The organism is Syntrophotalea acetylenivorans, assembly GCF_001887775.1.
In the GTDB taxonomy this organism is placed as follows: Bacteria; Desulfobacterota; Desulfuromonadia; order Desulfuromonadales; family Syntrophotaleaceae; genus Syntrophotalea_A; species Syntrophotalea_A acetylenivorans.
This window is the reverse complement of record NZ_CP015519.1, coordinates 2,925,966-2,949,298: the sequence shown is the minus strand read 5'-3', so window position 1 is coordinate 2,949,298 and position 23,333 is coordinate 2,925,966. Positions and strand designations below refer to the sequence as shown.

Annotated in this window: 26 protein-coding genes; 16 read left to right on the top strand and 10 right to left on the bottom strand. The window is 55.4% G+C overall.

Annotated elements, in window-relative coordinates:
• The first annotated feature begins 30 nt into the window (after nt 1-30).
• Entirely contained in the window at nt 31-1,164 is a 1,134-nt protein-coding gene (locus A7E78_RS13530) for a metallophosphoesterase (RefSeq protein ID WP_072284762.1), read from the top strand.
• 62 nt (nt 1,165-1,226) lie between these two features.
• On the opposite strand, the gene A7E78_RS13525 is transcribed toward A7E78_RS13530, so the two are convergent.
• The gene (locus A7E78_RS13525) at nt 1,227-1,580 is read right to left on the bottom strand and encodes a hypothetical protein (protein WP_072284761.1); all 354 of its coding nucleotides are present in this window, start codon (nt 1,578-1,580) and stop codon (nt 1,227-1,229) included.
• A 63-nt stretch (nt 1,581-1,643) separates the two neighbouring features.
• Nucleotides 1,644-2,471, bottom strand: a complete 828-nt coding sequence (locus A7E78_RS13520) for a nitroreductase family protein (protein ID WP_072284760.1) — start codon at nt 2,469-2,471, stop codon at nt 1,644-1,646.
• Nucleotides 2,472-2,661: 190 nt separating this feature from the next.
• Here A7E78_RS13520 and efp point away from each other — a divergent pair, with 190 nt between their 5' ends.
• Both efp and A7E78_RS13510 read left to right on the top strand, forming a co-directional pair.
• Nucleotides 2,662-3,225 carry an elongation factor P gene (gene efp, locus A7E78_RS13515; protein WP_072284759.1) on the top strand — a complete coding sequence of 188 codons (564 nt, stop codon included), beginning with the start codon at nt 2,662-2,664 and terminating at the stop codon, nt 3,223-3,225.
• 6 nt (nt 3,226-3,231) lie between these two features.
• Nucleotides 3,232-4,143, top strand: coding sequence for an EF-P lysine aminoacylase GenX (locus tag A7E78_RS13510; protein ID WP_072284758.1), 912 nt, complete (start codon nt 3,232-3,234; stop codon nt 4,141-4,143).
• 688 nt (nt 4,144-4,831) lie between these two features.
• Here the strand turns inward: A7E78_RS13510 and ilvC are convergent.
• Complete coding sequence (gene ilvC, locus A7E78_RS13505) at nt 4,832-6,304, bottom strand: ketol-acid reductoisomerase (RefSeq protein WP_072284757.1); 1,473 nt, start codon at nt 6,302-6,304, stop codon at nt 4,832-4,834.
• Between the two features lie 290 nt (nt 6,305-6,594).
• Between ilvC and ilvY the strand changes: the two genes are divergently transcribed.
• The gene (ilvY, locus tag A7E78_RS13500; RefSeq protein ID WP_072284756.1) at nt 6,595-7,491 is read left to right on the top strand and encodes an HTH-type transcriptional activator IlvY; all 897 of its coding nucleotides are present in this window, start codon (nt 6,595-6,597) and stop codon (nt 7,489-7,491) included.
• Between the two features lie 900 nt (nt 7,492-8,391).
• On the opposite strand, the gene A7E78_RS13485 is transcribed toward ilvY, so the two are convergent.
• The 5 genes from A7E78_RS13485 to A7E78_RS13465 all read right to left on the bottom strand — a co-directional run bounded on the left by A7E78_RS13485 (nt 8,392) and on the right by A7E78_RS13465 (nt 12,317).
• Nucleotides 8,392-9,429 (bottom strand): KamA family radical SAM protein, encoded by a 1,038-nt coding sequence (locus A7E78_RS13485; RefSeq protein WP_072284753.1) that lies wholly within the window; start codon nt 9,427-9,429, stop codon nt 8,392-8,394.
• Nucleotides 9,430-9,613: 184 nt separating this feature from the next.
• Nucleotides 9,614-11,203 carry a B12-binding domain-containing radical SAM protein gene (locus A7E78_RS13480; RefSeq protein WP_072284752.1) on the bottom strand — a complete coding sequence of 530 codons (1,590 nt, stop codon included), beginning with the start codon at nt 11,201-11,203 and terminating at the stop codon, nt 9,614-9,616.
• On the bottom strand, nt 11,196-11,624 hold the full coding sequence (locus A7E78_RS13475) for a MauE/DoxX family redox-associated membrane protein (protein WP_072284751.1): 429 nt from the start codon (nt 11,622-11,624) through the stop codon (nt 11,196-11,198). Before A7E78_RS13475 ends, A7E78_RS13480 begins: the two co-directional genes overlap by 8 nt.
• Nucleotides 11,621-12,133 carry a rhodanese-like domain-containing protein gene (locus tag A7E78_RS13470; protein ID WP_072284750.1) on the bottom strand — a complete coding sequence of 171 codons (513 nt, stop codon included), beginning with the start codon at nt 12,131-12,133 and terminating at the stop codon, nt 11,621-11,623. The genes A7E78_RS13475 and A7E78_RS13470 overlap by 4 nt, the downstream gene beginning before the upstream one ends.
• The gene (locus A7E78_RS13465) at nt 12,126-12,317 is read right to left on the bottom strand and encodes a SlyX family protein (RefSeq protein WP_072284749.1); all 192 of its coding nucleotides are present in this window, start codon (nt 12,315-12,317) and stop codon (nt 12,126-12,128) included. The genes A7E78_RS13470 and A7E78_RS13465 overlap by 8 nt, the downstream gene beginning before the upstream one ends.
• 211 nt (nt 12,318-12,528) lie before the next feature.
• Here A7E78_RS13465 and A7E78_RS13460 point away from each other — a divergent pair, with 211 nt between their 5' ends.
• The 7 genes from A7E78_RS13460 to A7E78_RS13430 all read left to right on the top strand — a co-directional run bounded on the left by A7E78_RS13460 (nt 12,529) and on the right by A7E78_RS13430 (nt 18,753).
• Entirely contained in the window at nt 12,529-13,452 is a 924-nt protein-coding gene (locus tag A7E78_RS13460) for an SCO family protein (RefSeq protein WP_072284748.1), read from the top strand.
• A gap of 69 nt (nt 13,453-13,521) precedes the next feature.
• Complete coding sequence (ctaD, locus tag A7E78_RS13455; protein WP_072284747.1) at nt 13,522-15,135, top strand: cytochrome c oxidase subunit I; 1,614 nt, start codon at nt 13,522-13,524, stop codon at nt 15,133-15,135.
• Nucleotides 15,132-15,728 (top strand): cytochrome c oxidase subunit 3, encoded by a 597-nt coding sequence (locus tag A7E78_RS13450; protein WP_072284746.1) that lies wholly within the window; start codon nt 15,132-15,134, stop codon nt 15,726-15,728. Before ctaD ends, A7E78_RS13450 begins: the two co-directional genes overlap by 4 nt.
• 10 nt (nt 15,729-15,738) lie before the next feature.
• Entirely contained in the window at nt 15,739-16,023 is a 285-nt protein-coding gene (locus A7E78_RS13445) for a cytochrome C oxidase subunit IV family protein (RefSeq protein ID WP_072284745.1), read from the top strand.
• A gap of 163 nt (nt 16,024-16,186) precedes the next feature.
• On the top strand, nt 16,187-17,119 hold the full coding sequence (gene coxB / locus A7E78_RS13440; protein ID WP_072284744.1) for a cytochrome c oxidase subunit II: 933 nt from the start codon (nt 16,187-16,189) through the stop codon (nt 17,117-17,119).
• A complete protein-coding gene (locus tag A7E78_RS13435; protein WP_072284743.1) occupies nt 17,116-17,889 on the top strand; it encodes a UbiA family prenyltransferase in 774 nt (257 codons plus the stop codon). Before coxB ends, A7E78_RS13435 begins: the two co-directional genes overlap by 4 nt.
• Before the next feature lie 39 nt (nt 17,890-17,928).
• A complete protein-coding gene (locus A7E78_RS13430; RefSeq protein WP_083553141.1) occupies nt 17,929-18,753 on the top strand; it encodes a potassium channel family protein in 825 nt (274 codons plus the stop codon).
• A gap of 29 nt (nt 18,754-18,782) precedes the next feature.
• Here the strand turns inward: A7E78_RS13430 and A7E78_RS13425 are convergent, their stop codons facing one another.
• A complete protein-coding gene (locus A7E78_RS13425; RefSeq protein WP_235606752.1) occupies nt 18,783-19,100 on the bottom strand; it encodes a peptide chain release factor-like protein in 318 nt (105 codons plus the stop codon).
• Nucleotides 19,101-19,209: 109 nt separating this feature from the next.
• Here A7E78_RS13425 and A7E78_RS13420 point away from each other — a divergent pair, with 109 nt between their 5' ends.
• Together A7E78_RS13420 and def are read left to right on the top strand one after the other, a co-directional pair.
• Nucleotides 19,210-19,749 (top strand): glycine cleavage system transcriptional repressor, encoded by a 540-nt coding sequence (locus tag A7E78_RS13420; protein ID WP_072284742.1) that lies wholly within the window; start codon nt 19,210-19,212, stop codon nt 19,747-19,749.
• A 3-nt stretch (nt 19,750-19,752) separates the two neighbouring features.
• On the top strand, nt 19,753-20,256 hold the full coding sequence (gene def / locus A7E78_RS13415; RefSeq protein ID WP_072284741.1) for a peptide deformylase: 504 nt from the start codon (nt 19,753-19,755) through the stop codon (nt 20,254-20,256).
• A gap of 7 nt (nt 20,257-20,263) precedes the next feature.
• On the opposite strand, the gene A7E78_RS14975 is transcribed toward def, so the two are convergent.
• Nucleotides 20,264-20,509: a hypothetical protein gene (locus tag A7E78_RS14975; RefSeq protein WP_145924911.1), complete on the bottom strand. Its 246-nt coding sequence runs from the start codon at nt 20,507-20,509 to the stop codon at nt 20,264-20,266.
• A 20-nt stretch (nt 20,510-20,529) separates the two neighbouring features.
• Between A7E78_RS14975 and A7E78_RS13410 the strand changes: the two genes are divergently transcribed.
• The 3 genes from A7E78_RS13410 to A7E78_RS13400 are packed head-to-tail and all read left to right on the top strand — an operon-like array spanning nt 20,530 to nt 23,278.
• Entirely contained in the window at nt 20,530-22,056 is a 1,527-nt protein-coding gene (locus A7E78_RS13410) for a mercuric reductase (RefSeq protein WP_072284740.1), read from the top strand.
• A 20-nt stretch (nt 22,057-22,076) separates the two neighbouring features.
• The gene (locus A7E78_RS13405; protein ID WP_072284739.1) at nt 22,077-22,499 is read left to right on the top strand and encodes a cytidine deaminase; all 423 of its coding nucleotides are present in this window, start codon (nt 22,077-22,079) and stop codon (nt 22,497-22,499) included.
• Complete coding sequence (locus tag A7E78_RS13400) at nt 22,496-23,278, top strand: nucleoside phosphorylase (protein ID WP_072284738.1); 783 nt, start codon at nt 22,496-22,498, stop codon at nt 23,276-23,278. Before A7E78_RS13405 ends, A7E78_RS13400 begins: the two co-directional genes overlap by 4 nt.
• The last annotated feature ends 55 nt before the right edge of the window (nt 23,279-23,333 follow it).

Below are 23,333 nucleotides of genomic sequence, written 5' to 3'. Positions count from 1 at the left end.
TTGCTTCATGCAGTCAAAGAAAGGATGTCCATGCTCCTGTTTGTGTTGGTCTTTCTGACAATCTACGGCCTGATGCACGCCCTGGTTTTCTGGGGCATGCATCCCCTGCTGGTCAGCCACCCTGCCCTTCCGAGCCTGGTCTGGGGTTGGATGGGATTGATGATCGTTTCCCCGGTGGCAGTCCGGCTTCTGGATCACAGCGGGTATGTTGCAACGGCACGGGGCCTGGCGTGGGTCGGCTATTGTTGGATGGGACTGCTGTTTATCGCCTTCTGCCTGTTTGCCGCCATGGCGGGCTGGCATCTGCTGGCCCTGCTGACAAAACAGCTGTTACCCGATCTGCCCCTGCTGACTCTACACAGGCCAGCCGGTTCCGCGCTGATGTTGTTGATTACACTTGTTTCGGGACTGTATGGAGTTTACGAAGCGAACGACCTGCGCATCGAAGAGATACGGCTTTACTCGGAAAAACTGCCCCTCGGCCGTGAGCGACTACGCATTGCCCAGATATCGGATCTGCATCTCGGGTTGCTTCACCGCGGAGAAACCCTGGCTCCGGTGCTGACCGAGCTGCAACAGTTGCAACCGGATTTGTTGATTGCCACCGGTGACATCGTCGATGCGCAAATGGATCATCTCGCCCCCTTGAGCAAACTCTGGCAACAGATCAACCCGCCCCTGGGAAAATACGCGGTTACCGGCAACCACGAATATTACGCCGGCCTCGACCAATCGCTTAACTTTTTAAAACGCAGTGACTTTACCATGTTGCGTAATAAGGGGGTCACTGTGAACCAGACTATCACTCTGGTCGGGGTGGACGATCCAACGGGAGGACAGAACAACCAAGAGGCGCACCTGTTAGAACGACACCGCCAAGGCTATTTCACCGTACTGCTCAAACACCGGCCCCTCATAGACAAAAAAGCTGCCGGTCTCTTCGACCTGCAGCTTTCTGGACACGCCCATCGCGGCCAGATATTCCCTTTCAATCTGTTGACGGCCCTTGAATATCCCCGACAAAACGGGCTCTACGATCTACCGGAAGGCGGTTGGCTCTACACCAGCCGCGGCACCGGCAGCTGGGGGCCTCCCATGCGTATCCTCTCGCCTCCGGAAATCACCCTGTTTGAAATTGTACAGAAGAAAGGGTCCAGGGATTAAGCTCTGGGGAGGTGTTAAAAGTTGCCGGGGACTACCTTTAAAGAAGAAAGCAAGTTCCCGCTTCAGCTAAAATTCACAAAATAGAGAACCATCCCAGCTAAGGAAATGATCCCGAGAAAAATCAGTGAAAGGCGCCATTGATCGGTACGACGCCGATTCCGTTTCGCATTAATAACCAGTCCGACAATGCTGAGAACCAGACCCAGAACCATCAGCCATAAGATGTACTGGGCCAGATCCATATCCCATTGCTGGTGCAGACGAATATCGTAGACCCGTTCAAAGAACGTCTCAACCTTCGGCTTGGCGTAGTCCAGGACAAAAAAGGCGCAGACCAACAAGAGCCAGCCGGTCAGGGCGAGATAACGCAGCGAGCGGCTCCACAGATCAGGGCCTTTGCGACGGCATGCAGACATGGTTGTTTCCTTCGTATAACCGATATGGTGAGCGGCGACCCCGTCGATGCAAGCAACCGCCCTCTACCAAACCAACTGATGGATATTGGCGTCCTGGTCCCGCTGCACGGTGCGATGGTACTGCACCGCCGGTTCACCGAACAACATGGTATAGACCAGTTCATGGGACTCGGGGATACCGAGCTTGGCACCCACTTGAGGCGCAATATCGACCAGGGCCCAGGTGGCAAAGCCGTTCCACATAGTGCCGAGCCCCAGACTGCTGGCCATCAACTCGAAAGTACAGAGAGCAATATAACCATCAGCCGCAGGGGTCGGACCCGCCTTCGGTGCCGATACGATCAACAAATGAGGTGCGTCACGAAAGATAATATCGGTACCGCGATCCCAGGCCTTGACGATCCCGGCAAAAAACTCCAGCCCCTTGGGCAGGCGTTCGGCCTCCGCCGCCTGGCGGATTCCGGCCAGAGTCTCTTCGCGCAACTGTTTCATGGTGGCCTGGTCTTCGACCACCGTGAACTGCACACCGAGGTTATTCCGGCCGGTGGGGGCATGGGCGGCAGTCCTCAGCAGCCGACCGATGGTCTCGCTGTCAACCGGTTCGGGAGCAAAACGCCGCACGGAACGGCGACCACGAATGAGTGTCTCAACCTCTTCAGCTGATGGCAGGTGCCCTGCCAGAGGCTGACTGTCAGCAGGATTTCTGCCCAATACGCTGATCGCCGCCGTCGGGCAGATAGCCAGGCAATGCTGGCATTTAAGGCACAGTTTAACTTTGTCGGCAATGAGTTCCGGGCCGCTTTCTTCAAGGGTAATAATACCGACAGGGCAATCCTTAACACACTCACCGCAACGGGTGCACTTCTTATTATCCACCACAAATTCGATCATCGATTGCTCCTATGCTAATAAACGGCCCCGTTTCATCCCGCTTCATTGATAGCATGACCTGCCGTTATGAGCAAGCCGTAGAAAAGGGACTTTTTTCATGACAAGAACGTTATTCCTATGGTTAAATGTGATGTTAAAACTCTCGACACTTTTGAGCCCCGGGGCAATTACAGATAGAGGAGCAATTACCATGCTGAGCACGTCCGACCTGCGTAAAGGTACCAAGCTGATGATCGACGGCGAACCGCACGTCATCGCCCAGTTCGATTTTTCTAAACCTGGCAAAGGCCAAGCCCTATATAAATGCAAACTGCGTAACATGATTACCGGTGCTCTGTTCGACCGCACCTACCGCTCTGGCGAAAGCTTTGAGCCTGCGGCTCTGCATGAATCCGACATGCAGTACCTCTATCAGGATGAGTCCGGATATGTCTTCATGGACCAGAAAACCTACGAGCAGACCACCCTGCCGGAAGAAGCCCTCGGCGACCAAAAATACTTCCTGGTCGACAACATGGAGGTCAAGATCCTGATGTTCGGCGAGCGCGGCATCGGCATCACTCTGCCCAACTTCGTCAATCTGCGGGTCACCCAATCCGAACCCTGGGTCAAGGGCGACACCGCCGCCGGCAACAACAAGCCGGCCACCGTAGAGAGCGGCTATACCTTGCAAGTGCCGTCCTTCGTTGAGGAAGGCACCCTGATTCAGATCGACACCCGCACCGGCGAGTACGTTACCCGGGTCAAGGAATAGTCGATCATGGATGGCAATTGGGCGCTGACCAGAAAGCGTCCGCGGCTGGAACAAAGGGCCCGGATCGTACAGATGATCCGGGCCTTTTTTAATGCCCGGGAATATCTGGAAGTCGAGACCCCTCAGCGATTACCGGGCAACGCCCCTGAAGCCCATATCGATGCAATGACCAGTGCTGACTGGTTCTTGCATACCAGCCCTGAGCTGTGCATGAAACGGCTGCTGGCAGCGGGCTATGAGAAACTGTTTCAGATCTGCCACTGCTGGCGGGATGGAGAACGGGGCAAGCGCCACCTGCCCGAATTCACCATGCTCGAATGGTATGCCATCGACTGCGACTACCGCCGCTTGATGGACGAATGCGAGATACTGCTTCGAGCGTTGGCACCGCAGGATAATATTGTCTATCAAGGTGAGACCATTGACCTGAGTGGCCCCTTTGAACGGCTCACCGTAGCAGAAGCTTTTGATCGCTATGCCAGCTTAGGACTGGCCACGGCCCTGGAGACGAATCGCTTTGACGAATTGCTAACCCTGGAGGTCGAACCGCTCCTGGGCCGAGATCGGCCGACATTTCTTATCGAATACCCCTCTGAACTTGCAGCTCTTGCCCGTTGCCATCCCGAGCGCCCTCAAGTAGCCGAACGTTTTGAACTCTATGTGGCAGGCATTGAGTTAGCTAACGCCTTTTCCGAATTGACCGATCCCACAGAACAACGCCGACGGTTCGACGCTGATGAAGCCGAGCGCCGAGCAGCCGGCAAGCCCCCCTATCCTGTCCCGGATAAATTCCTTACCGAGCTAGCCGCCATGCCCGAAGCAGCCGGCATCGCCCTCGGTCTCGATCGCCTGGTGATGCTGCTCACTGACGCCACCACCATCGATGAAGTGGTAACCTTCACCCCCGAATTACTGTAAAAACCAAGATTGATGCAGCGAGTCTTTACAACAGCATGATCATCTCAGACCTTGCCATGCCCTAATCTCGACATCAATTCTATTACAATCCGGTTTGGAATCGATGGTCCATGCACCCGCCAACCAGATCAGAGTTGTATATAGATGTTAACTTCTCCCCCATTGCAACTCGGCGACCCCCACAGGGAACAATCTTTTTCATTGCAATTGGGACCATGGGCACGGGGACAGGGAACGCCCCGGCCACTTGTTCGGTTGCTGACACTGACCCGCAACTGACCGTCGATACAACTAGACGTACCGTGGAAGGAACATTTCTCCTTGTTGCAGTCTCTAGAAAACGCAAGTGGACAGTAATAAATCATTACGGCCTCCGTATTTACAGGTGATTTGACCTTGCTAAACTTTTCGAAATCCTTGTCGATTTAACCTCTCCAAACAATTAGCGATGCCTAAGTATATTTGATTAATTATCGTTGTCAATCAACGGCCCCGATCCATACAAAAAAACAGTAGCGACACGAGCAAAATGCGGAGTGGATAAAATGAGCGCGTGACTTCTCTTTTATTTCGCTTAGCCATTCAACACCGTTTTTGCGACGCCATCATCTTCAAACTAAAAAAAGGGGGGCAGACTGCCTGATGCAGTCTGCCCCCCTTTTTGTTGGCGATATAAATTATTCGTCGTTTAGACGATAGCTTTCATGCCCTGCATGGCCGCACGCAGTTCCTGGCCGACCTCTTCGATGAGGTGGTAGCGAATCTCGGCGTTGACTGCGACTAGGGTGCTGTTGTCGACACTGTTGTCGGTCACATCGAGGCCCTTGCCGATGACATCGGTACCGACCTTGCTCATGAAATCTTCCAGCAAAGGAACGCAGGCGTGGGCGAAAAGGTAGCAACCGTACTCGGCGGTATCGGAGATCACCCGGTTCATCTCATAGAGTTTCTTACGAGCAATGGTATTAGCGATCAGCGGGGTTTCGTGCAGGGACTCGTAGTAAGCTGACTCGGGCTCGATTCCGGAAGAAACCATGGATTCGAAAGCCAATTCGACGCCGGCTTTGACCATGGCTACCATCAGAATGGCCTTGTCGAAATACTCCTGCTCGGAAATCTCGCCCGCACCTTCGGTCTGCTCAAAAGCAGTCTTGCCCGTCGCCTCGCGCCAGGTAAGCAAGTTGATGTCATCGTTGGCCCAGTCTTCCATCATGGTGCGAGAAAACTCGCCGGAGATGATGTCGTCCATATGCTTTTCGAACAGGGGACGCATAATCTGCTTGAGCTCAGCCGCCAATTCGAAAGCAACCAGCTTGGCGGGATTGGAGAGACGATCCATCATGTTGGTGATACCACCGTGCTTGAGTGCCTCAGTGATAGTCTCCCAACCAAACTGAATCAGCTTGACGGCATAAGGGGCATCGATGCCGTTCTGGGTCATCTTGTCGAAGCAGAGCAGCGCACCGGCCTGCAGCATGCCGCAGAGGATGGTTTGCTCGCCCATCAGGTCGGATTTGACTTCGGCGACGAAGGACGATTCAAGAACCCCGGCGCGGTCGCCACCCTGAGCGGAACAGAGGGCCTTGGCGATCTCCAGGCCGTCGCCGTTGGGATCGTTTTCGCCGTGTACGGCGATCAGAGTCGGAACGCCAAAGCCGCGCTTGTACTCTTCACGCACCTCGGAACCGGGGCACTTGGGCGCGACCATGATGACCGTCAGGTCTGCGCGGATCACAGTACCTTCTTCAACAATATTAAAGCCATGAGCATAGGAGAAGGTCGCGCCTTCTTTCATCAACGGCACCACGGTGTTAACCACGTCGGTGTGCTGCTTGTCGGGAGCGAGGTTCATAACGATGTCGGCGGTGGGCAGCATCTCTTCGTAGGTGCCGACGGCAAAGCCGTTTTCGGTGGCGTTGAGATAGGACTGGCGCTTCTCTTCGATAGCACCTTTACGCAGGGTGTAGGCAACGTCGAGGCCGCTGTCGCGCATGTTGAGGCCCTGGTTGAGGCCCTGTGCGCCACAACCGACGATGACGATCTTCTTGCCTTTGGCATATTCACAGCCGTTGGCAAATTCCGACGCGTCCATAAAGCGGCAAGTCCCGAGTTCCTGAAGCTGGCGACGCAGCGGCAGAGAATTAAAATAATTCTGTCCCATGATTGTTCTCCTTATGTGGGTGAATTGGAAATTTTATAGGTCAGGAGGCTGTCGGGCTTACCATGAGCCGACTGCAAAATCGCCTGATCGGCCCATATTTTCGACAATTTTCGTCAAATAGCCCTGCTATTCGCTCTCAAATTCTCAAAAATCTGGCCTCTCACAGCCAATTTTTCGTTTCGGCCCGTCAAGTCCAACAGACTCCTAGAGCACCATACGCGAAAACCACTATTGCGTAAATTGATTTATTATGAATACTATATTGCAAAAAACGCAATACGGAGTATTTCATGGACATTCGTCATCTGGAGATTTTTCTGACTCTGGCGGAGCTGCGTCATTTCGGTCGCACCAGTCAGGCCTGCAATCTAAGTCCGTCGGCATTGACCCGAACCATCCAACGCCTTGAAGAAGAACTGGGCCAGCCCTTATTCATTCGCGACAAACGGCAAGTGGCCCTTTCGGCAGCCGGCGAAGAATTCCGAACCTACGCCCGAAGAACGGTGCAGGAATGGCACGCCATGCGCAGCAGTCTGCAAAGAGAGGGCGGTCTCTCCGGCAGCCTCTCTATCTATGCCTCGGTAACCGCGGTCTACAGCCTGTTGCCACATCTGCTGGAGGCCTTTCGCAGTGCCCATCGGGAGGTACAGCTGGAACTGCGCACCGGGGTGGCTGAGCAGGCTGTGGCTCTGGTGCAGAGCGGCGACATCGATCTGGCGGTAGCCGCCCTGCCCGATCGTTATCGAGCCCAATTGCAGTTCTTGCCCATTATCAACACGCCGCTGCTGTTTATCGAACCTCTGCAGAGCACCACCGAATTGCCGCTAAAGAACGGTATCATCGACCTGTCCCGAGTACCGCTGGTCGTACCACAGCGCGGCCTGTCGCGGCGGCGCCTCGATCAATGGCTGAAAGAGCGGCGCATCACTCCCAATATTACATCCGAAGTCTCCGGCAACGAAGCGCTCATCGCCATGGTACGACTCGGCTGTGGCATCGGCATTGTCCCGGAACTGGTTCTGGCCCGCAGTCCCTTTCGTGAAGAAGTACGTATTCTTGAAAACGGCCCAGCCCTCGACCCCTATGTGGTCGGTCTCTGTTCCAGCAAACGCAACCTGCAACGCCCGGCCGTGCAGGCCTTCTGGCAGCTGGCGGTGGAGCGATCGGGGGGCAAGGTCAACTTCTAGTTCTTGGCTTCGGTTCTCGCGAACAAGACCGTTTTTCGCAATTACCTATTTTCCCCGACAAATAGGATTGGGCCTATTTCTGCCGCTCAAAAAAAGGCTCGCACTGATTGTGCGGGCCCTTTCTTTTCAATTAAACCGGCGATCGACGTTGACTAAAACCTTCGCTCAAGGGTGGCTTTTTCAAGTGCTCTCTCAACTAGTTACTCCCGTAATCTTTGATGCATTTATAATCACGTATCGATTCAAGCCCGGGACTGGTAAAAAAATAAACGGCCTGATTCGCGTCAAGATAAAATTGTTCTTTCGTTCTTTGATTGGAGACTATGTAATTTTTCTTGCCGTGATTGCAGACTATCTGCACATCAAACCACGGATCGTATGAACGCCTTGAATCATGCATCGTGGTTTTATAGACGTATTGGCCGGGGGCGTATACCGTTATATTTGATGAGGCTGCAACGCAGAAGGCTGGGATCAAAAAAAACACGACAGCAATTAAAACTCGCATAATGAATCGCCTCAAGATGACTAGCGTAAGTGTTGCTCGTTGATTTGAAACTGTTTTCAGGGTGAATTGTCGATGGAAATTACCACTCCATTGTCAGACTGGTCAAGGAATCGCTGGCCCAGTGCACTTTTTTGAGGGGCAGGGGTAAGCAGGTAATAGGACGTTACTTTATCGAGGTCGACGACGCCGACGCCAAAAAGTTAACCGTTATGAGTGCTAACGCCCGAGGTGTGCCGCCAGCGCAGGATCTTAGTTATCAGATCGCCACTGACCTCCCCTTTCCTCTTCAGCATCTTGAACACGGCGGCGCGAAAAACTGAAGCTTTCCAACCCATATCTGGTCTGACAATGGCTGACAGTTGGTCGAAGAGCGTTCGTTAGTGAAGGGGGGATTAGTGATTAGGAAACTCAATCGTCTCGCCACCAGGGGCCCGCAGCAACGCCTGTTCGCCAAGCCGAAGTATAGATTCAGGCAGCAGCGGAATCTTACCCCTGCCGCCCGGGCTATCGATCACATAATGAGGCAGGGCCATGCCGGACAAAGGCCCACGCAGCTCTTGCAGAATTCCTAGACCGGTCTCGATCCGGGTACGGAAATGACCGGTGCCGCGAACCAGATCCATATGATGCAGATAATAGGGACGAACCCGCAGGCGCAACAGACCACGCCACAACCTGGCCAGAGTAACCGCCGAGTCGTTGACCCCGCGCAACAACACGGTCTGATTGCCGAGAACGACACCGGCATCGACCAGTTTGTTGCAGGCAGCGGCCGCCTGAGGAGTCAATTCCCGGGGATGATTGAAGTGAGTATTCAGGTAAAGGGGCGGGAAACGGCGTAGCAGTTTGCACAGATTGTCGGTTATGCGTTCCGGCAGGGTCACGGGCAATCGGCTACCGATACGCACCATCTCCACATGGGGAATCGCACTCAAGCGGAGTAGAATTGCTTCCAACTGGTCATCTTCAAGAAGCAGAGGGTCCCCCCCGGACAAAAGCACATCCCGCACTTCCGAGTGATCGGCAACATAGTCGATACCTGCATGAAGCTCCGCCTCACTGACCTTCATAGATGAACAACCGAGCTTACGCTTGCGAGTGCAGAAGCGGCAGTAGGTGGCGCAATCGCTGCCTGCCAGCAACAGCACCCGATCGGGATAGCGATGCACCACCGCCGGTACAGGTGATAGCCGTCCCTCGTCCAGAGGATCGGGCGAAAGGGTCGGGTCGGTCAGTTCACGCAGATCGGGTACGCACTGACGCCAGACGGCATCGCCGGGGGCCTCGATCAGGTCGAAATAGTAGCGGCTGATGCGCATGGGGTAGCGTTGCGCCACTTCCTGCAGGGGCGCCACAGCGACATCGAATCGCTCCGCCAGTTCGGCGGGATCGACCAGGGCCTGCCGCAGGGTATGTTGCCAGACTTCCATAAACAGAGCTACTCCAGGGAAAAAGAGTGTCGAGGTTTACCACAGCCTCCGCTTCGAGTCCATGACGTAGAACATCTGTTCTTTGTCCACGGAAGACACGGAAAAAGACTCCAACCATTCCGTGCTTTCAGTGTTTTCCGTGGACCGATTGCCCTTGGTTATCCATTTTGTTGAATTTTGTTCATTACATGGCCTGCGGATCGAAGAAAAACGCATGGTCGGAGGTAAACAGCGGCGGAGTGCGGTTGACGATGGCCCGTATAGCGGGCGAAGCAAGCAACTCCTGCTGGATGAAGCGACGGGCATCGGTGCGCCGTTGCTGCTCTGCGGCGCCGGTTAGATAAAGCCCTCGCTCCCCCTCTGCTTGAACGCTCGCGTCTCGCCCGGCCGCCAGTTCCGACTGATGAGGCAGATTCATGATGGCCAGATTCAGATAACCGATGGCATTGGCATGTGTTTCTAAAAAGCGCAGGGTCGCACGTCGATCCTCTTCCGTTTCGTCAGGAATGCCAAACATGACGTAAACATAAGTCCCAATTCCGGCCCGATGCAGCGCGCTTAAAACTGCCGCAGCCGTCGTGACGGCAGTGCCCTTGCCGAGCTTATCGAGAACCGTCTGGGATCCGCTTTCCAGGCCAAGCTGCAACATTCGGCACCCAGCAGTGGCCAGTTGATCGACCAGTTGGATATCGGTCAAGGCTTCTTCAAAACGAACAAAGCCGTACCAGGACATTCCGGCCAAATCGTCTCGACGGGCCGCTAACGCATTCAACACCGGCATCGGCAGGGCGTTGTCGGTGAAATGAAAATGCCGCACTTGCCATTGCCGGGCCAGTGTCAGCAACAGGTCAGGCACCTCGGCTGGCGCACAACTGCGATAAGTATGCGTCGGCGCAACAGCTTCAGGACAAAAGAGGCACCCCTTCCAGTAGCAGCCCCGCGAAGCGGTTACCGGCAAAACCGGTTCGGGGCTCGCATAATCGCCGGGGACCAGACCACTAAAATTCGGAGTAAAGGAGAGACAGGTGCTGCCTTCGAGAAAAAAATCATCGACCCCTTCTCTGGCCAAACGCAACAACGCCTCTTCGCCGGGGCCGAACACCAGGTGATCGAAGGGAAGCAAGACGTCGCCTGACTTTTCCAGTTCTGCCCGCCAGGAAGTCAGCATGCCACCGCCCGCAACCAGTTTCACGCCGGGCAAGGCTCGGCGGAGCATCCCGGCCAACTCGAAAGCGGGAAGCAGTTGGTGTCGATAATTAATAGACAGAGCGACGAGGCTTGGTTTGCAGGCAACAACCTTCGGCAACAGTTCCTCCGCAAAATAGGAACCAAACAGGGTTGAAGCTTCGGCATCGGCAAACTGTTGCAGATCGTTCAAAGAGAATTCCGAGCGCCCCCCGTGGCGATAGTCACCAAGGGTCAGGCGCTCGTCGCCATTCATGCCACGATAAACACCCAAAGCCGTATTCAGATGGTGAACGGCAGTTTGGTATCGAGCAAAAGAGCGGCTAGCCGCCGGGGAGGTAAGTAGAGTCCAGGACCGTTCGGTATTTTTTATCGCCCGACGCAGAGAGGTTGTTGCCGTCGGCTGAACCATCGCAGCCAATCGTTCAGGCTGCAACAGATAACGGTAGGCGCCCAGATTGGCATCAAGAGCTTGAGATTCTACACCCTGACGATGTAAATATCCGAGGAGCACAGCCAAACCAAGGGGCGGGCCGGCCGGCTTGATTGCTGGCGGCTGCAACAACAACACGGACAGGGATTCAGTCATTGCGGCGACCGACTCCCAACCAGGTCACAAGGGCTAACAACATGATACCGACGTCCCGAAGCAGAGCCATTTGAGCACTGGTGTGCCCTTCGCCACCGGGCCGAAAACAACCGCAGTCAATATCGAGGCCGCGCAGAATAACGGAAAGCAGCGCGACAATAAACACCCCGTTCATCCCGGCAATCAGCACCACGGCCGGGCGCACCTGTCGTCCGAGCAACAGCAGCAGGCCGGCTGCCAGCTCGACATAAGGCAACAGGGCGGCGACCAGAAAATTGAGCTGATAAGGCAGCAGCTGATAGTTCGCCACACTACCGGCAAAAGCCACGACGTCCAGCGCCTTGACCACTCCGGCATAACAGAAAAGAGCGCCCAGCACCAAACGACTGCCGTGATAGAGTATAGTGCGCCAGTTTTTCATGGTTGCGCCCCCTCGACCGGCAGGCCGGCGTCCCGCCATTCGGGGAAACCGCCTTCAAAGACCCGTACCTGATGGTAGCCTGCGGCGATTAATCTCTCGGCCAGTTCAAAAGAGTCCGTACAGTCATAGCCACTGCAATAGACGATGAGCGGCGTTTCCAGGGGCACCTCGGCCTGCAAAACTCCCACTCCGGCCACCTCTTCCCCCCAAGGCAAAGACCTGGCACCGGGCAGATGACCTTCGGCGAAAGCCTCCCGGCTACGCGCATCGATGAACAGGGTCGTCGAAGCTTGCAGTTCCCGCACCTCGGCCAGTTCCACCGGCAGAGGCAGAATCGTTTCAACCGATTCATCGACGGCAGACGGTACCGTGTTCAGAGTCTGACCGGAAAAAACCCGCCAAAGCAACTGGCTGTTGACCGCCAAACCGACCACAGCGGCCAGCAGAGCAATGAGAAACGCTCGCCGCAGATCGCGCCATAGCGTTTTTACTTTGAGTTGCTTACTCATCAGGCGATTCCGACAGTTCGGGAGCAAAGGACTTCAACATCTCACGCAGGCGGCCATTTTCTGCTTCCAGCCGGGCAATGCTCTGGTTGCAATCGGTGACCACCTCGTTCAGCTCCTCGATGAGGCGGGCCTGATGGGTAAACCGGATTTCAAGTTCAGTCAGGCGTTCTTCAATTTGCGACATACTTTTTTCCTTTAGCAGTGTCGTACAGTTAGGCACTGATGGCAACAGACTCCTTGCCACGAATCTACCTGCATGCTAGCAGAACCACGAAGTCCCGGCAACAAAGAGAGCACATCGCTAAGGAAGCTTTGCATAATGAATTGTTTTGCGTATAATCTCATGAGTCGATTCAGCCGTTTAGCGCCCTTCCGTCTAACCGATCGAGGCTCCGATGAATTGCATCATCTCCTTTGCACGGCAAATCTCCTCTTCTCAAAGCACCCTTTCCCTGCTGACGTTAATACTCCTGGCAGTACTGCTCATCCTGCCGGCAATCCCGGCTGGAGCAGAACATCCATCCGCCGAAGCAGACATGAACGACAGGGCCTCCATGCAGCATCATGATCCGCCGGCCGAGCAACAGGTCCCGCAACACCAGCATGATCATTCAGCACAAGCGATGACGGACAATCAGGTGGGCATTGAGGAGAGGCTTGGCGCGTTTATCCCTCTCGATTTGACCTTTCAGGACGAAAACGGGCAGACGGTAATTTTACGCGACCTTATTACCGGCCCAACAATCATCGCTCCCATCTATTACAGCTGCCCCAACGTCTGCGCTTTTCTGCAAGCCGACCTGGCCCGGAACCTGCCAGCGATCAAGTTGCAACCCGACCAGGACTACCGGGTATTGTCGATCAGTTTCGATGAAAAGGATACTCCAATGGCAGCCCGGGCGTCGCGCAAAACCTATATGACTGCCATGGGCCAACCCTTCCCGGAGCAAGGCTGGCGTTTCCTCACCGGTGAGGCCGCCGCCAGCAAAGCCCTGACCAAAGCGGCTGGCTACAGCTTCTTGCGCCAGGGCAACGATTTTCTGCATCCGGTGGTAATCTTCGTCGTTACCGGCGAAGGCCGTATCGTTCGCTATCTGCACGGCACCCGCATGCTGCCTATGGACCTGACTCTGGCCCTTACCGAGGCTCGCGAGGGACGCCTCGGCAGTACCATTCGCAAGGTGGTGCGTTTCTGTTTCAACTACGATTCGCAGCAAAAGCATTATGTGTTTAACCTGCTGCGTATTGCCGCCACGGTGATTTTGATAACGGCCGGTGGCTTTCTCCTGTTTTTATTTATCTCTGGTCGTAAACGCTAACCCAGCTGCCGCAAGCCCATGACCGATTCTCTACGCAGTCTTTCAACCTAGTACGGAAAGCTTCCTCTTATGGCCAAGCAAAATGACCGCGGTTTTCTTCAGGCTTCCAACCGACAGCCGCTGCTCTTCGACTGGATCTTCTCCGTCGACCACAAACGCATCGGCCTTCTCTATCTCTATTCAGTCGGTGCTTTTTTCCTTTCCGGCGTTTTGCTGGGTCTGCTGATCCGCCTGGAACTCATCGCTCCCGGCCCGACCATCGCCACGGCTCAGACGTACAACGCCCTGTTTACCCTGCACGGCGTGGTGATGATCTTTCTATTCATCATTCCCGGCATTCCCGGCGCCTTTGGCAACATCATGCTGCCTTTGCAGATCGGCGCTCAAGACGTAGCTTTCCCACGCCTAAACCTGCTTTCCTGGTGGCTCTACATCCTTGGCGCCTTCATGGCTTTGACCTCCTTATTCAGCGGCGGCGGCCCTCCGGATACCGGCTGGACATTTTACGTACCCTTCAGCTCCGAGACTCCGACCAACGTCTCGCTGGCCCTGCTGGCGGTGTTCATCATCGGCTTTTCCTCAATTCTAACCGGGGTCAATTTTGTCACCACGATCCATCGCTTGCGATCACCGGGAATGCACTGGGGGCGCCTGCCCTTGTTCATCTGGTCCCTCTACGCTACCGCCTGGGTACAGATACTCGCCACGCCGGTTCTCGGCATCACCGTAGTCCTGGTGATGGTCGAGCGAATCATCGGTTTCGGTCTCTTCGATCCGGCCCGGGGCGGCGACCCGATCCTTTACCAGCATCTGTTCTGGATTTACTCCCACCCGGCGGTCTACATCATGGTCCTACCGGCCATGGGGGTGATATCGGAGATCATTCCGGTCTTTTCCCGCAAGCCGACCTTCGGCTACAAAGCCATCGCCGCTTCAAGCGTGGCCATCGCCGCCGCCGGATCGCTGGTTTGGGGGCATCATATGTTCGTCAGCGGCATGAGCGACACCGCCATCCTGATTTTCTCCCTGCTGACCTTTCTGGTGGCGATTCCATCGGCGGTTAAAGTCTTCAACTGGGTAGCCACTCTCTACCGTGGCTCCATCTCCCTTGAGCCGCCGATGCTGTTTGCCCTGGCTTTCGTCTTCCTCTTTTCCATCGGTGGCCTGACCGGCCTGATCCTTGGCTCGGCATCCACCGACATGCATGTCCACGACACCCACTTCGTTGTCGGTCACTTTCACTACGTGATGTTCGGCGGCACCGGCTTCGCCTTCTTTGCCGCTCTGCATTACTGGCTACCGAAAATTTTCGGTCGCTTGTACAACATGAAGATCGCCACCGTCGCCTGGGCCATCATCTTCGTCGGTTTCAACCTGCTTTATTTTCCGATGATGTTGGTCGGTCTGCGCGGCATGCCCCGCCGCTACTACGATTACCTGCCGCATTTTCAAGGTCTTAATATGGTTTCCACCATCGGATCCTGGGTGCTGGCCATCGGCCTGTTGCTGATGTTCATCAATCTCTACCGCGGCATGCGGCGCGGTGCATTCGCCGGCAATAACCCTTGGCAAGCAGCCACCCTCGAATGGGTCCCGACGTCGCCGCCCCCCGAGGAAAACTTTTCTCATCCGCCGCAGGTAACCCACGGGCCCTACGACCTGGAACAGGCAGGTAAACCATGACCATGCAACCTGATGCCCTCGGCGCCCGGATCGGTATGTGGCTGTTCCTGTTTTCAGAGCTGCTGTTGTTCGGTGGTTTATTTCTACTCTACGCCGTTTATCTGGCCCGCTATCCCGCCGATTTTGCCGCCGGCGGTCAGCAGCTGGACGCCCTGCTCGGCACCGGCAATACGCTATTATTGATTACCAGCAGCCTGACCGTAGCGCTGGCTTTGAGTGCCTTGCAACAGGGACGACGGCAGCTCTGCCAGATACTGCTCTGCGCTACAATATTTGCGTCACTACTTTTTTTGACCATCAAAGGGGTCGAATGGCAAGCCAAATTCGCCCACGGCATCTTCCCCGGCGGCACCGAACTTGAGTCCCTGCCGGTGGGCCAACAGATTTTTTTCGGTCTCTATTTCGTGACCACCGGCCTGCACGGCCTGCATGTTCTGGTCGGTGCGGCCCTGTTACTTTGGACTCTTGGTCTGACCCACAGGGGCCAAGTCACCGCGGAAAATTCGGTAATGCTGGAAAACGGCGCCCTCTACTGGCATCTGGTCGACCTGATTTGGATATTCATCTTCCCCCTATACTATCTGCTGCTGTAACGAGGGACACATGAATCAAACTGCCCATCAACCCCTGAGTTTTCGTTGTCTGACCACTGTCTGGTTTCTCCTGTTAATCCTGACCGGAATAACTGTCGGAGTTGCCCGTTATGATCTCGGTGCCATCAATGTCTGGGCCGCCCTTGGCATCGCCTCCTTGAAAGCGAGCCTGGTCGTATTCTATTTTATGCATCTCAAGAGCGAACCCCGAATGCTGGTGCTCTGCCTGTTTGTCGCTTTATTGACCCTGGCCACTTTTATCGGCCTGACTTTTTTTGATGTCCTCTACCGTTAATTCTTTTGCAATAAACTATGAGATGGCTAAGCAAAAATTTCGATCCACAAGGCGTAGTGATTTTTCAGGGGAGAAGGCATACACAAGCATGTCTAAACGCTGAAAAATTGCTGCAACGCAGTAGAGCGGACTTTTTACGACGCCATTACCGTTGAGAGTAATTGTGACCGATCTGCCTTTAACAACCATTGAAGCCGTCGATGCCGTATTTCTCTATATTTTCGGTATTTCAGGGCTGCTGTTGCTTGGCATAACCGCGACCATGGTGGTGTTTGTGATCCGCTACCACCGTCGCCGTCATCCGCAACCGCAGCCAAGCCCCAGCTCCAAACTCTGGCTGGAACTGGTCTGGACCCTGATCCCGACCCTGATCGTACTGAGCATGTTCTGGTACAGCTGGGAAGGATATCTGAAGCTGAGCGATGTGCCACCCGACGCCCTCAAAGTACAGGCTGAGGGCCGCAAGTGGTCATGGAGTTTCAATTACCAAAACGGCCGCAGCAGCGACCGCCTTTACGTGCCGCTGGGACAGGCGGTACGGGTGGAGATCATCTCGAAAGATGTGCTGCACAGTCTGTACATCCCGGCCTTCCGCGTCAAAAAAGACGCGGTGCCCGGGCTAAACACTTACGTCTGGTTCCGGGCACCGGAAGTCGGTTCTTTTGATCTGTATTGCGCTGAATATTGCGGCGTCAGCCATTCCTCCATGATCACCACCGTCGAGGTCCTGCCGCAAGAACAGTTCGACGCCTGGTTAAAACAGGGGGCAAAAGTGGCACCGGACGAAGGTCCCGCCCTGCTGACCCGTCACGGCTGCAGCGGTTGCCATTCGTTAGATGGAAGCCAACGGGTCGGACCAACTTTTCAGGGGCTGTTCGGTCGGCAGGTACAGGTGACTAGTAAAGGGCAGGAGCAAAAACTGATTGCCGACCGCGATTACATACAGCGCTCCATCCTCGATGCTCAGGCCGACCTGGTCGTCGGTTATCCCCCGGTGATGCCTTCTTACCAGGAGCAAATTCCGGAGGATGAATTGCAGTCCATGGTCGACTACCTGTGCAGCGAGGTATTGTCGATTGCACCGGAAAAGCCATGATCGCCGGCCTGCTGAGGATTCGTCTCTGCGCCGCGGTAGCCGCGGCGGCCCTGGGCGGGTGGCTGCTCTGCCCCGGAGCCTCGGGGGCAACTGTCTTGCCATTGAGCCTTGGCACTTTACTTCTGGCCATGGCCGGCACGATGCTCAACCAGGTCCAGGAAAGACACAGCGACGCTCGCATGATTCGCACCCGCAACCGGCCATTAGCGGCCGGCCGTCTGCAGGCCCGCACGGTACTCATCGCTGCGACTGTTGCCGGCAGCCTTGGCCTGACACTGCTGGCCGCTTGCGACAAGAGCAGCGCTCTAGCCGGTGTTGTCGCACTCTTTTGCTACAACGGTCTCTACACCCCCTTAAAGCGCCATACGGCCCTGGCCTTGTTGCCTGGCGCCTGTTGCGGCAGCATGGCCCCTATACTGGGCTGGCTGGCCGGCGGTGGCCAACTCAGCGACTTTCGCCTGCTCGTGCTCAGCGGACTGCTGTTACTTTGGCAGCTACCCCACTTCTGGCTCTTTGCTCTGCGCCATCAGGCCGACCTGCAAAAGGCCGGCCTCTTTCCGGATCTGTCCCTGCAACCCACGGGCCCTTTGCCAGGCCTGATTTTTCTCTGGACCTTTGCCTTGTCGGTGGCTACCCTGTTGCTGGCGGCACTCGGCATGCTGCCTGAATGGCTGGCCGCGCTTCTTTGCCTGGCAGTGTGGGTCGGGCCAATAAATCATTGGCGTTCATTACAAAGGCCGATAAAGGAATCCGCTACCGTTACCCCATAATTTCCCCGAACCTGCAACCACGGCACATATATACTCATCATGATGTCCCGCACAAACAAAACCCGCCTGTTTATTTATCTGGCCATTTTCATTCTGGTAATGCTGATCGGCACCTTTGGCTTCAGCCTGATTGAAAAACTGTCCCTGATCGATGCCGCCTATTTTACCATGGTGACTATCGCCACCGTCGGCTACGGAGATATTTCTCCTGCCACCGCGACCGGCAAAGGGCTGGCCATTTTTTTGATCTTTGCCGGCGTCGGCACCTTCGTCAGTTTGCTGGCCAACGCCACCGAAATCTTTATCGAACGGCGGGATAATCAGATTCGCCTGCAAAAGCTGCAGATGGTCATCGGGCTCTTTTTCAGTGAGGCGGGAACCGAACTGATGCGCTTCTTCGTTGCAGCCGATTGCCACCGCGAAGAGTTGGAACAGGTTCTGAATCTGGATGATAACTGGAACGCCCGAAGCTACCAGACGGCCCTGAAAAAACTCGACCGACATCTGTATAAAGTCGAGGTCGAAAAGATCGATATCGATAAGCTGCGCGCATTTATCGGTGAGCAATCTCAATTACTGGTACGCTTGATAGAGAGCCCCTACATGCTTGAGCACGAGTCCTTCACCGACCTGCTCATCGCCGTCATGCATCTCAAGGAAGAGTTGCAGCACCGCAAGGGTATTGAGGTTCTCCCGGAAAGCGACAACGATCATTTATGCGGCGACATACGCCGCGCCTACTCTCAACTGGTGTTTCAATGGCTGCTCTACGTCCAGCATCTACAAAAGAACTACCCTTTCCTCTTTTCCCTTACTCTGCGAACCAACCCCTTTGATCGCGGCGCTTCGATCGTTGTGCGTTAGGAAATCCGAAGTTTTCGGATAAGCACAAGCTATTCCTGCCAGTTCTTGCGGCCTCTTTTGACTTCCGAACGCTGGCGCTTCTGCTGCAACCGCCGTTCACGGGCAGCGCGACCCGGTCGAGTGGCGATCCGCTTTGCCGGCCGGCGCCGCTTTGCCTGTAATTTCTCCTCAAGTCGTTGAAGAGCTCGTTCCAAATTACGTTGCTGGGAACGCTCCTCCGTGGCGACAACCATCATTCCGGTGGGTAGATGCTTAATCCGCACCGCCGATTCGGTCTTGTTCTTTTTTTGGCCGCCAGGCCCGGATGCTCTGAAAAAAGTGATGTCCAAATCCTTACGGTTCAACACTGTTCGATCTCCTGCAGAAAGATGGTATTTTTATACGAGTCATGTTAGAAGAAATACATCACCAAGGCAAAGGCTAAACCTATCATACCCACCTAAGCAGGAGCCCGCTATGAACCATTTTGCTCTGACAATCATCGGCCGCGACCATCCAGGGATTGTTGCCCGCGTGACGAAAGTTCTTTTTGACCTGGGCTGCAATATTGCCGATTCGAGCTGCACCATTCTTGGCGGCCAATTCGCCATGATTCTGATTATATCCCACCCCCGATTCGTCAGCAAAGAGAGCTTCGGCACCGCCTTTGACCCCATCGAGAAGGATGGCCTGTCTGTCTTTATCCGCACCCTGAAACCCGGCGGTGAAGCGGCACCCTATCTACAGGGCGAGCTCTGCCTGATTTCGGTCTACGGTTCCGACAAACCGGGAATCGTCTATCCGGTAGTCAAGGAACTGGGCGACCGGCAAATCAACATCACCGACCTCAACACCAAGCTGGTCGGCTCGCCGGAAAACCCGGTCTACGTCATGTTGATCGAAGCCATTTTGCCACCCGACATCCCCATTGAACAAATTGATGAAGTAATGGCCGAGTTAAAAGGAAAGCTGCAGGTCGATATCACAGTGCGTGATATCACGCCGGTGGAGCTGTAACCCATGGCTGTTCGCGAAATCCTCTGTTATCCCGACCCGATACTGAAAATGGTTTGTAAGCCGGTCGCCGAACTGGACCAAGCGTGCGACACCCTGGTTCAGGACCTGCTGGACACCATGATTGAATCGGGCCACTCCGTCGGAGTAGCGGCCCCCCAAATCGGTGTCTCACGACGGGTCGTTGTCGTCGATGTTTCCAACAGCAAACTCGGCCGGGAGAACAATCACGGCCAACTGGTGATGATTAACCCGGAAATCCTCGAGCAATCAGGACAGAAGATCATGCGTGAAGGATGCATGAGTGTTCCCGACTACACCGGCAATGTGACCCGGGCGGAGGATATTCTGGTGCAATTTCTCGATCGTCAGGGTGATCTTCAGGTCATTCGCGCTACCGGTTTTGAAGCGGTGGCCATTCAGCACGAAATGGACCACCTCGACGGCCTGCTCTTTCTCGACCGGGTGTCTAGCCTGAAAACCGATCTGTTCCGGCGCAAAAAACGCTGATGGACGTTTACCATGGGCCGTAGAGGCTCAACATCAGTGGTTTTCTTTCCGGATAGCCATAAGAAAACCGTTCAAAGCTACCCTGGTTTTCCATGCTATACTTGCTTGCACCTGGTTCTACGAAAATTTGTCCTTTTAATGCTGATACAATTGCATAATTTACAGGATGGCCAAGCAAGAATATCGTCCTAAAAAGCGTCGTAACGATGTAAAACGGGCTATTTGTACCGCCATCAATGCTATTCTCTGCCATGTATCATCAGGAGCGACCAAATGGACCACCACCCCCTAATATTGCCCTCCACCGAAAGCAACCAGGCCCTGATCGATAATGTTCATCCTCGCGACTGGATAAACCCGCAGGCGGCCCCCTGCTATAACCTGGTTGTCATCGGTGGAGGTCCTGCCGGGCTGGTTACGGCAGCCGGAGCCGCCGGCCTTGGCGCCAAGGTCGCCCTGGTGGAAAGATCCCTGTTAGGTGGGGACTGTCTTAACCTAGGTTGCGTACCTTCTAAATGCCTGATCCGTTCCGGCCGAGCCTTGCATAACGCTCGCCAATCCAATCCACTCGGTGTCCTTGGCACAACAGGCTTGCAGGCCGATTTTTCAGAAGTCATGGCCCGCCTGCAAAAGGTCCGGACCGGGCTCAGTGATCACGATTCGGCACGGAGATTCAGCGAAGAACTTGGCGTCGATGTTTTTCTCGGCCAGGGCCGCTTCGCCGGACCGGACCGATTGCTGGTCGGAGAGCAAATCCTGACTTTTAAAAAGGCGGCCATCTGCACCGGCGCTCGAGCTGCAGCGCCCCCCATTCCGGGATTGGAGGAAGCCGGTTTTCTAACCAACGAAACGGTCTTTGCTCTCAGCGAGTTACCGCCACGGTTGGCGGTGTTCGGTGCTGGTCCCATCGGCTGCGAACTGGCCCAGGCTTTTGCTCGCCTTGGCAGCGAAGTGACTATACTGGAATACGGCCCCCGTCTGCTGCCCCGGGAGGATCAGGACGCCGCCGCAATTGTGCAAGAGACTTTTGCCGCCGAAGGTATTCAACTTCGTTTCAACGTCCGCACCCAGCAGGTCGAGAGGCAAGGGACTGAACGCATCATCACCTACGAAGACAACGGCCACTCCAGTCAACTCGCCGTCGACCAGATTCTGGTTGGCATCGGCCGAGCACCCAACATCGAAGACCTCGGGTTGGAAACAGCCGATGTCGACTTTCACCCCAAAGCGGGAGTCAAGGTCAACGATCGACTGCAAACCAGCAACCCCCGCATTTTTGCTGCCGGGGATGTCTGCTCTCTGTACAAGTTTACCCATACGGCCGACGCTCAGGCGCGCATCATCATTGCCAACGCGCTGTTCATGGGACGACAACGCAATTCGCGACTGGTCATTCCCTGGGCAACCTACACATCGCCCGAAATCGCTCATGTCGGAATGTATGAAAAGGAAGCGCGCGACCGGGGTTATCAAGTTAACACCCTGACCGTGCCGCTCGGAGACACCGACCGGGCACAGATTGATGGAGAGACGGAAGGCTTTGCTCGCGTCCACCTAAAAAAGGGCAGTGACAAAATCCTGGGCGCGACCATCGTGGCCCAGCATGCCGGAGAAATGATTGGCGAGATGGCCCTTGCCGTCACCAACGGCATCGGCCTGGCAGCCATCGGCCGCACCCTGCACCCCTATCCGACCCAAGCCGAAATAATGAAGAAGCTCGCCGATGCCTATAACCGCAGCCGCTTAACCCCCAGATTGCAAAAGCTGCTTGGTCTCTGGTTGCGCTGGCAGCGGCGTTAAAGGAAGGCGGCATCACCGCAATGGAAAACCTGAACCCGACTCAAAAAACTGCCCTTGAAGAAGCAGCCCGCCAAGCCTGTCGATATGCCTATGCCCCGTATAGCAATTTTCCGGTCGGGGCGGCCGTGCTGACCGGCAGCGGCCAGATCGTAACCGGCTGCAACGTGGAAAACGCCTCGCAGGGTTTGTCCTGCTGCGCCGAACGGGTCGCCCTGTTCAACGCCGCATCCCAGGGGCATCAACGGATCGTCGCCTTGGCCATTTATACCCCGACGGCCACTCCGACCCCTCCCTGTGGCGCCTGTCGACAAGTGCTCAGGGAGTTCGCCGCCGATGCTGTGATTATTTCCTTGTGTCAGGGAGACCAGCGCCTGGAGAGCTCTCTTGCTGCCTTGTTGCCGATGGCCTTTTCGATGAACCGACGACAGGATCAAACACCATGAAGCCCTTCGCTCTCTACCATATCGGTTTCAATCGGCAGGATTTAGGGGAATCGCCTCCACGCATGGCCCTGCTCTGCGGCGACCCTGAACGCAGTCGTCAGATTGCCGAGGAGACGCCGGGCGTGACACTCCTTAAAACCCTGTCCCTTCAGCGTGGCCTCAACAGCTACCTGGTTCGTCTGGCCAATGACCGCCCTCTGCTGATTGCCACCAGCGGCATGGGTGGTCCTTCACTGAGCATCGTGGTCAATGAACTCTATCAGGTCGGCATTCGCCAGATGGTTCGAGTTGGCACCTGCGGCGCCATCGCCGACAACATAACGACCGGCAGTGTGGTAATCAGCCAAGCGGCCCTCTGCCGTCAGGGGGCTGCCGAGGACATCGCCCCCCTTGAATATCCGGCTGCAGCCGATCCCTTTCTCACCGTCGCCCTGGTCGAAGCGGCTCGCACCCTTGATATCCCTTGGCATCTCGGAATCACCGCCTCTGTCGACACCTTCTACGAAGGACAGGAGCGTTCCCAATCGTCAGCGAACCCGCGCCTGTTGCGACGCCTCCAAGGTATCACCGAGGAATACCGCCAACTCAACATCCTCAACTATGAAATGGAAGCTGGAACTTTATTCAAAATGTCCGGGGTTTATGGCTTTGCGGCCGCCTGCATCTGTGCAGTATTGGCAGATCGCAGTCGCAGCGAGAAGGTAGAAATTGAGAAGAAAGAACAGGCGATACAAGGGGCGATCCAGGTGGCCCTGCATATGGCACTTCGGCAGCGGTAGTCTCTGAAACCACCTCAACCAAGGCCAGACAAAGAACAACAGGACCTGAAAACCT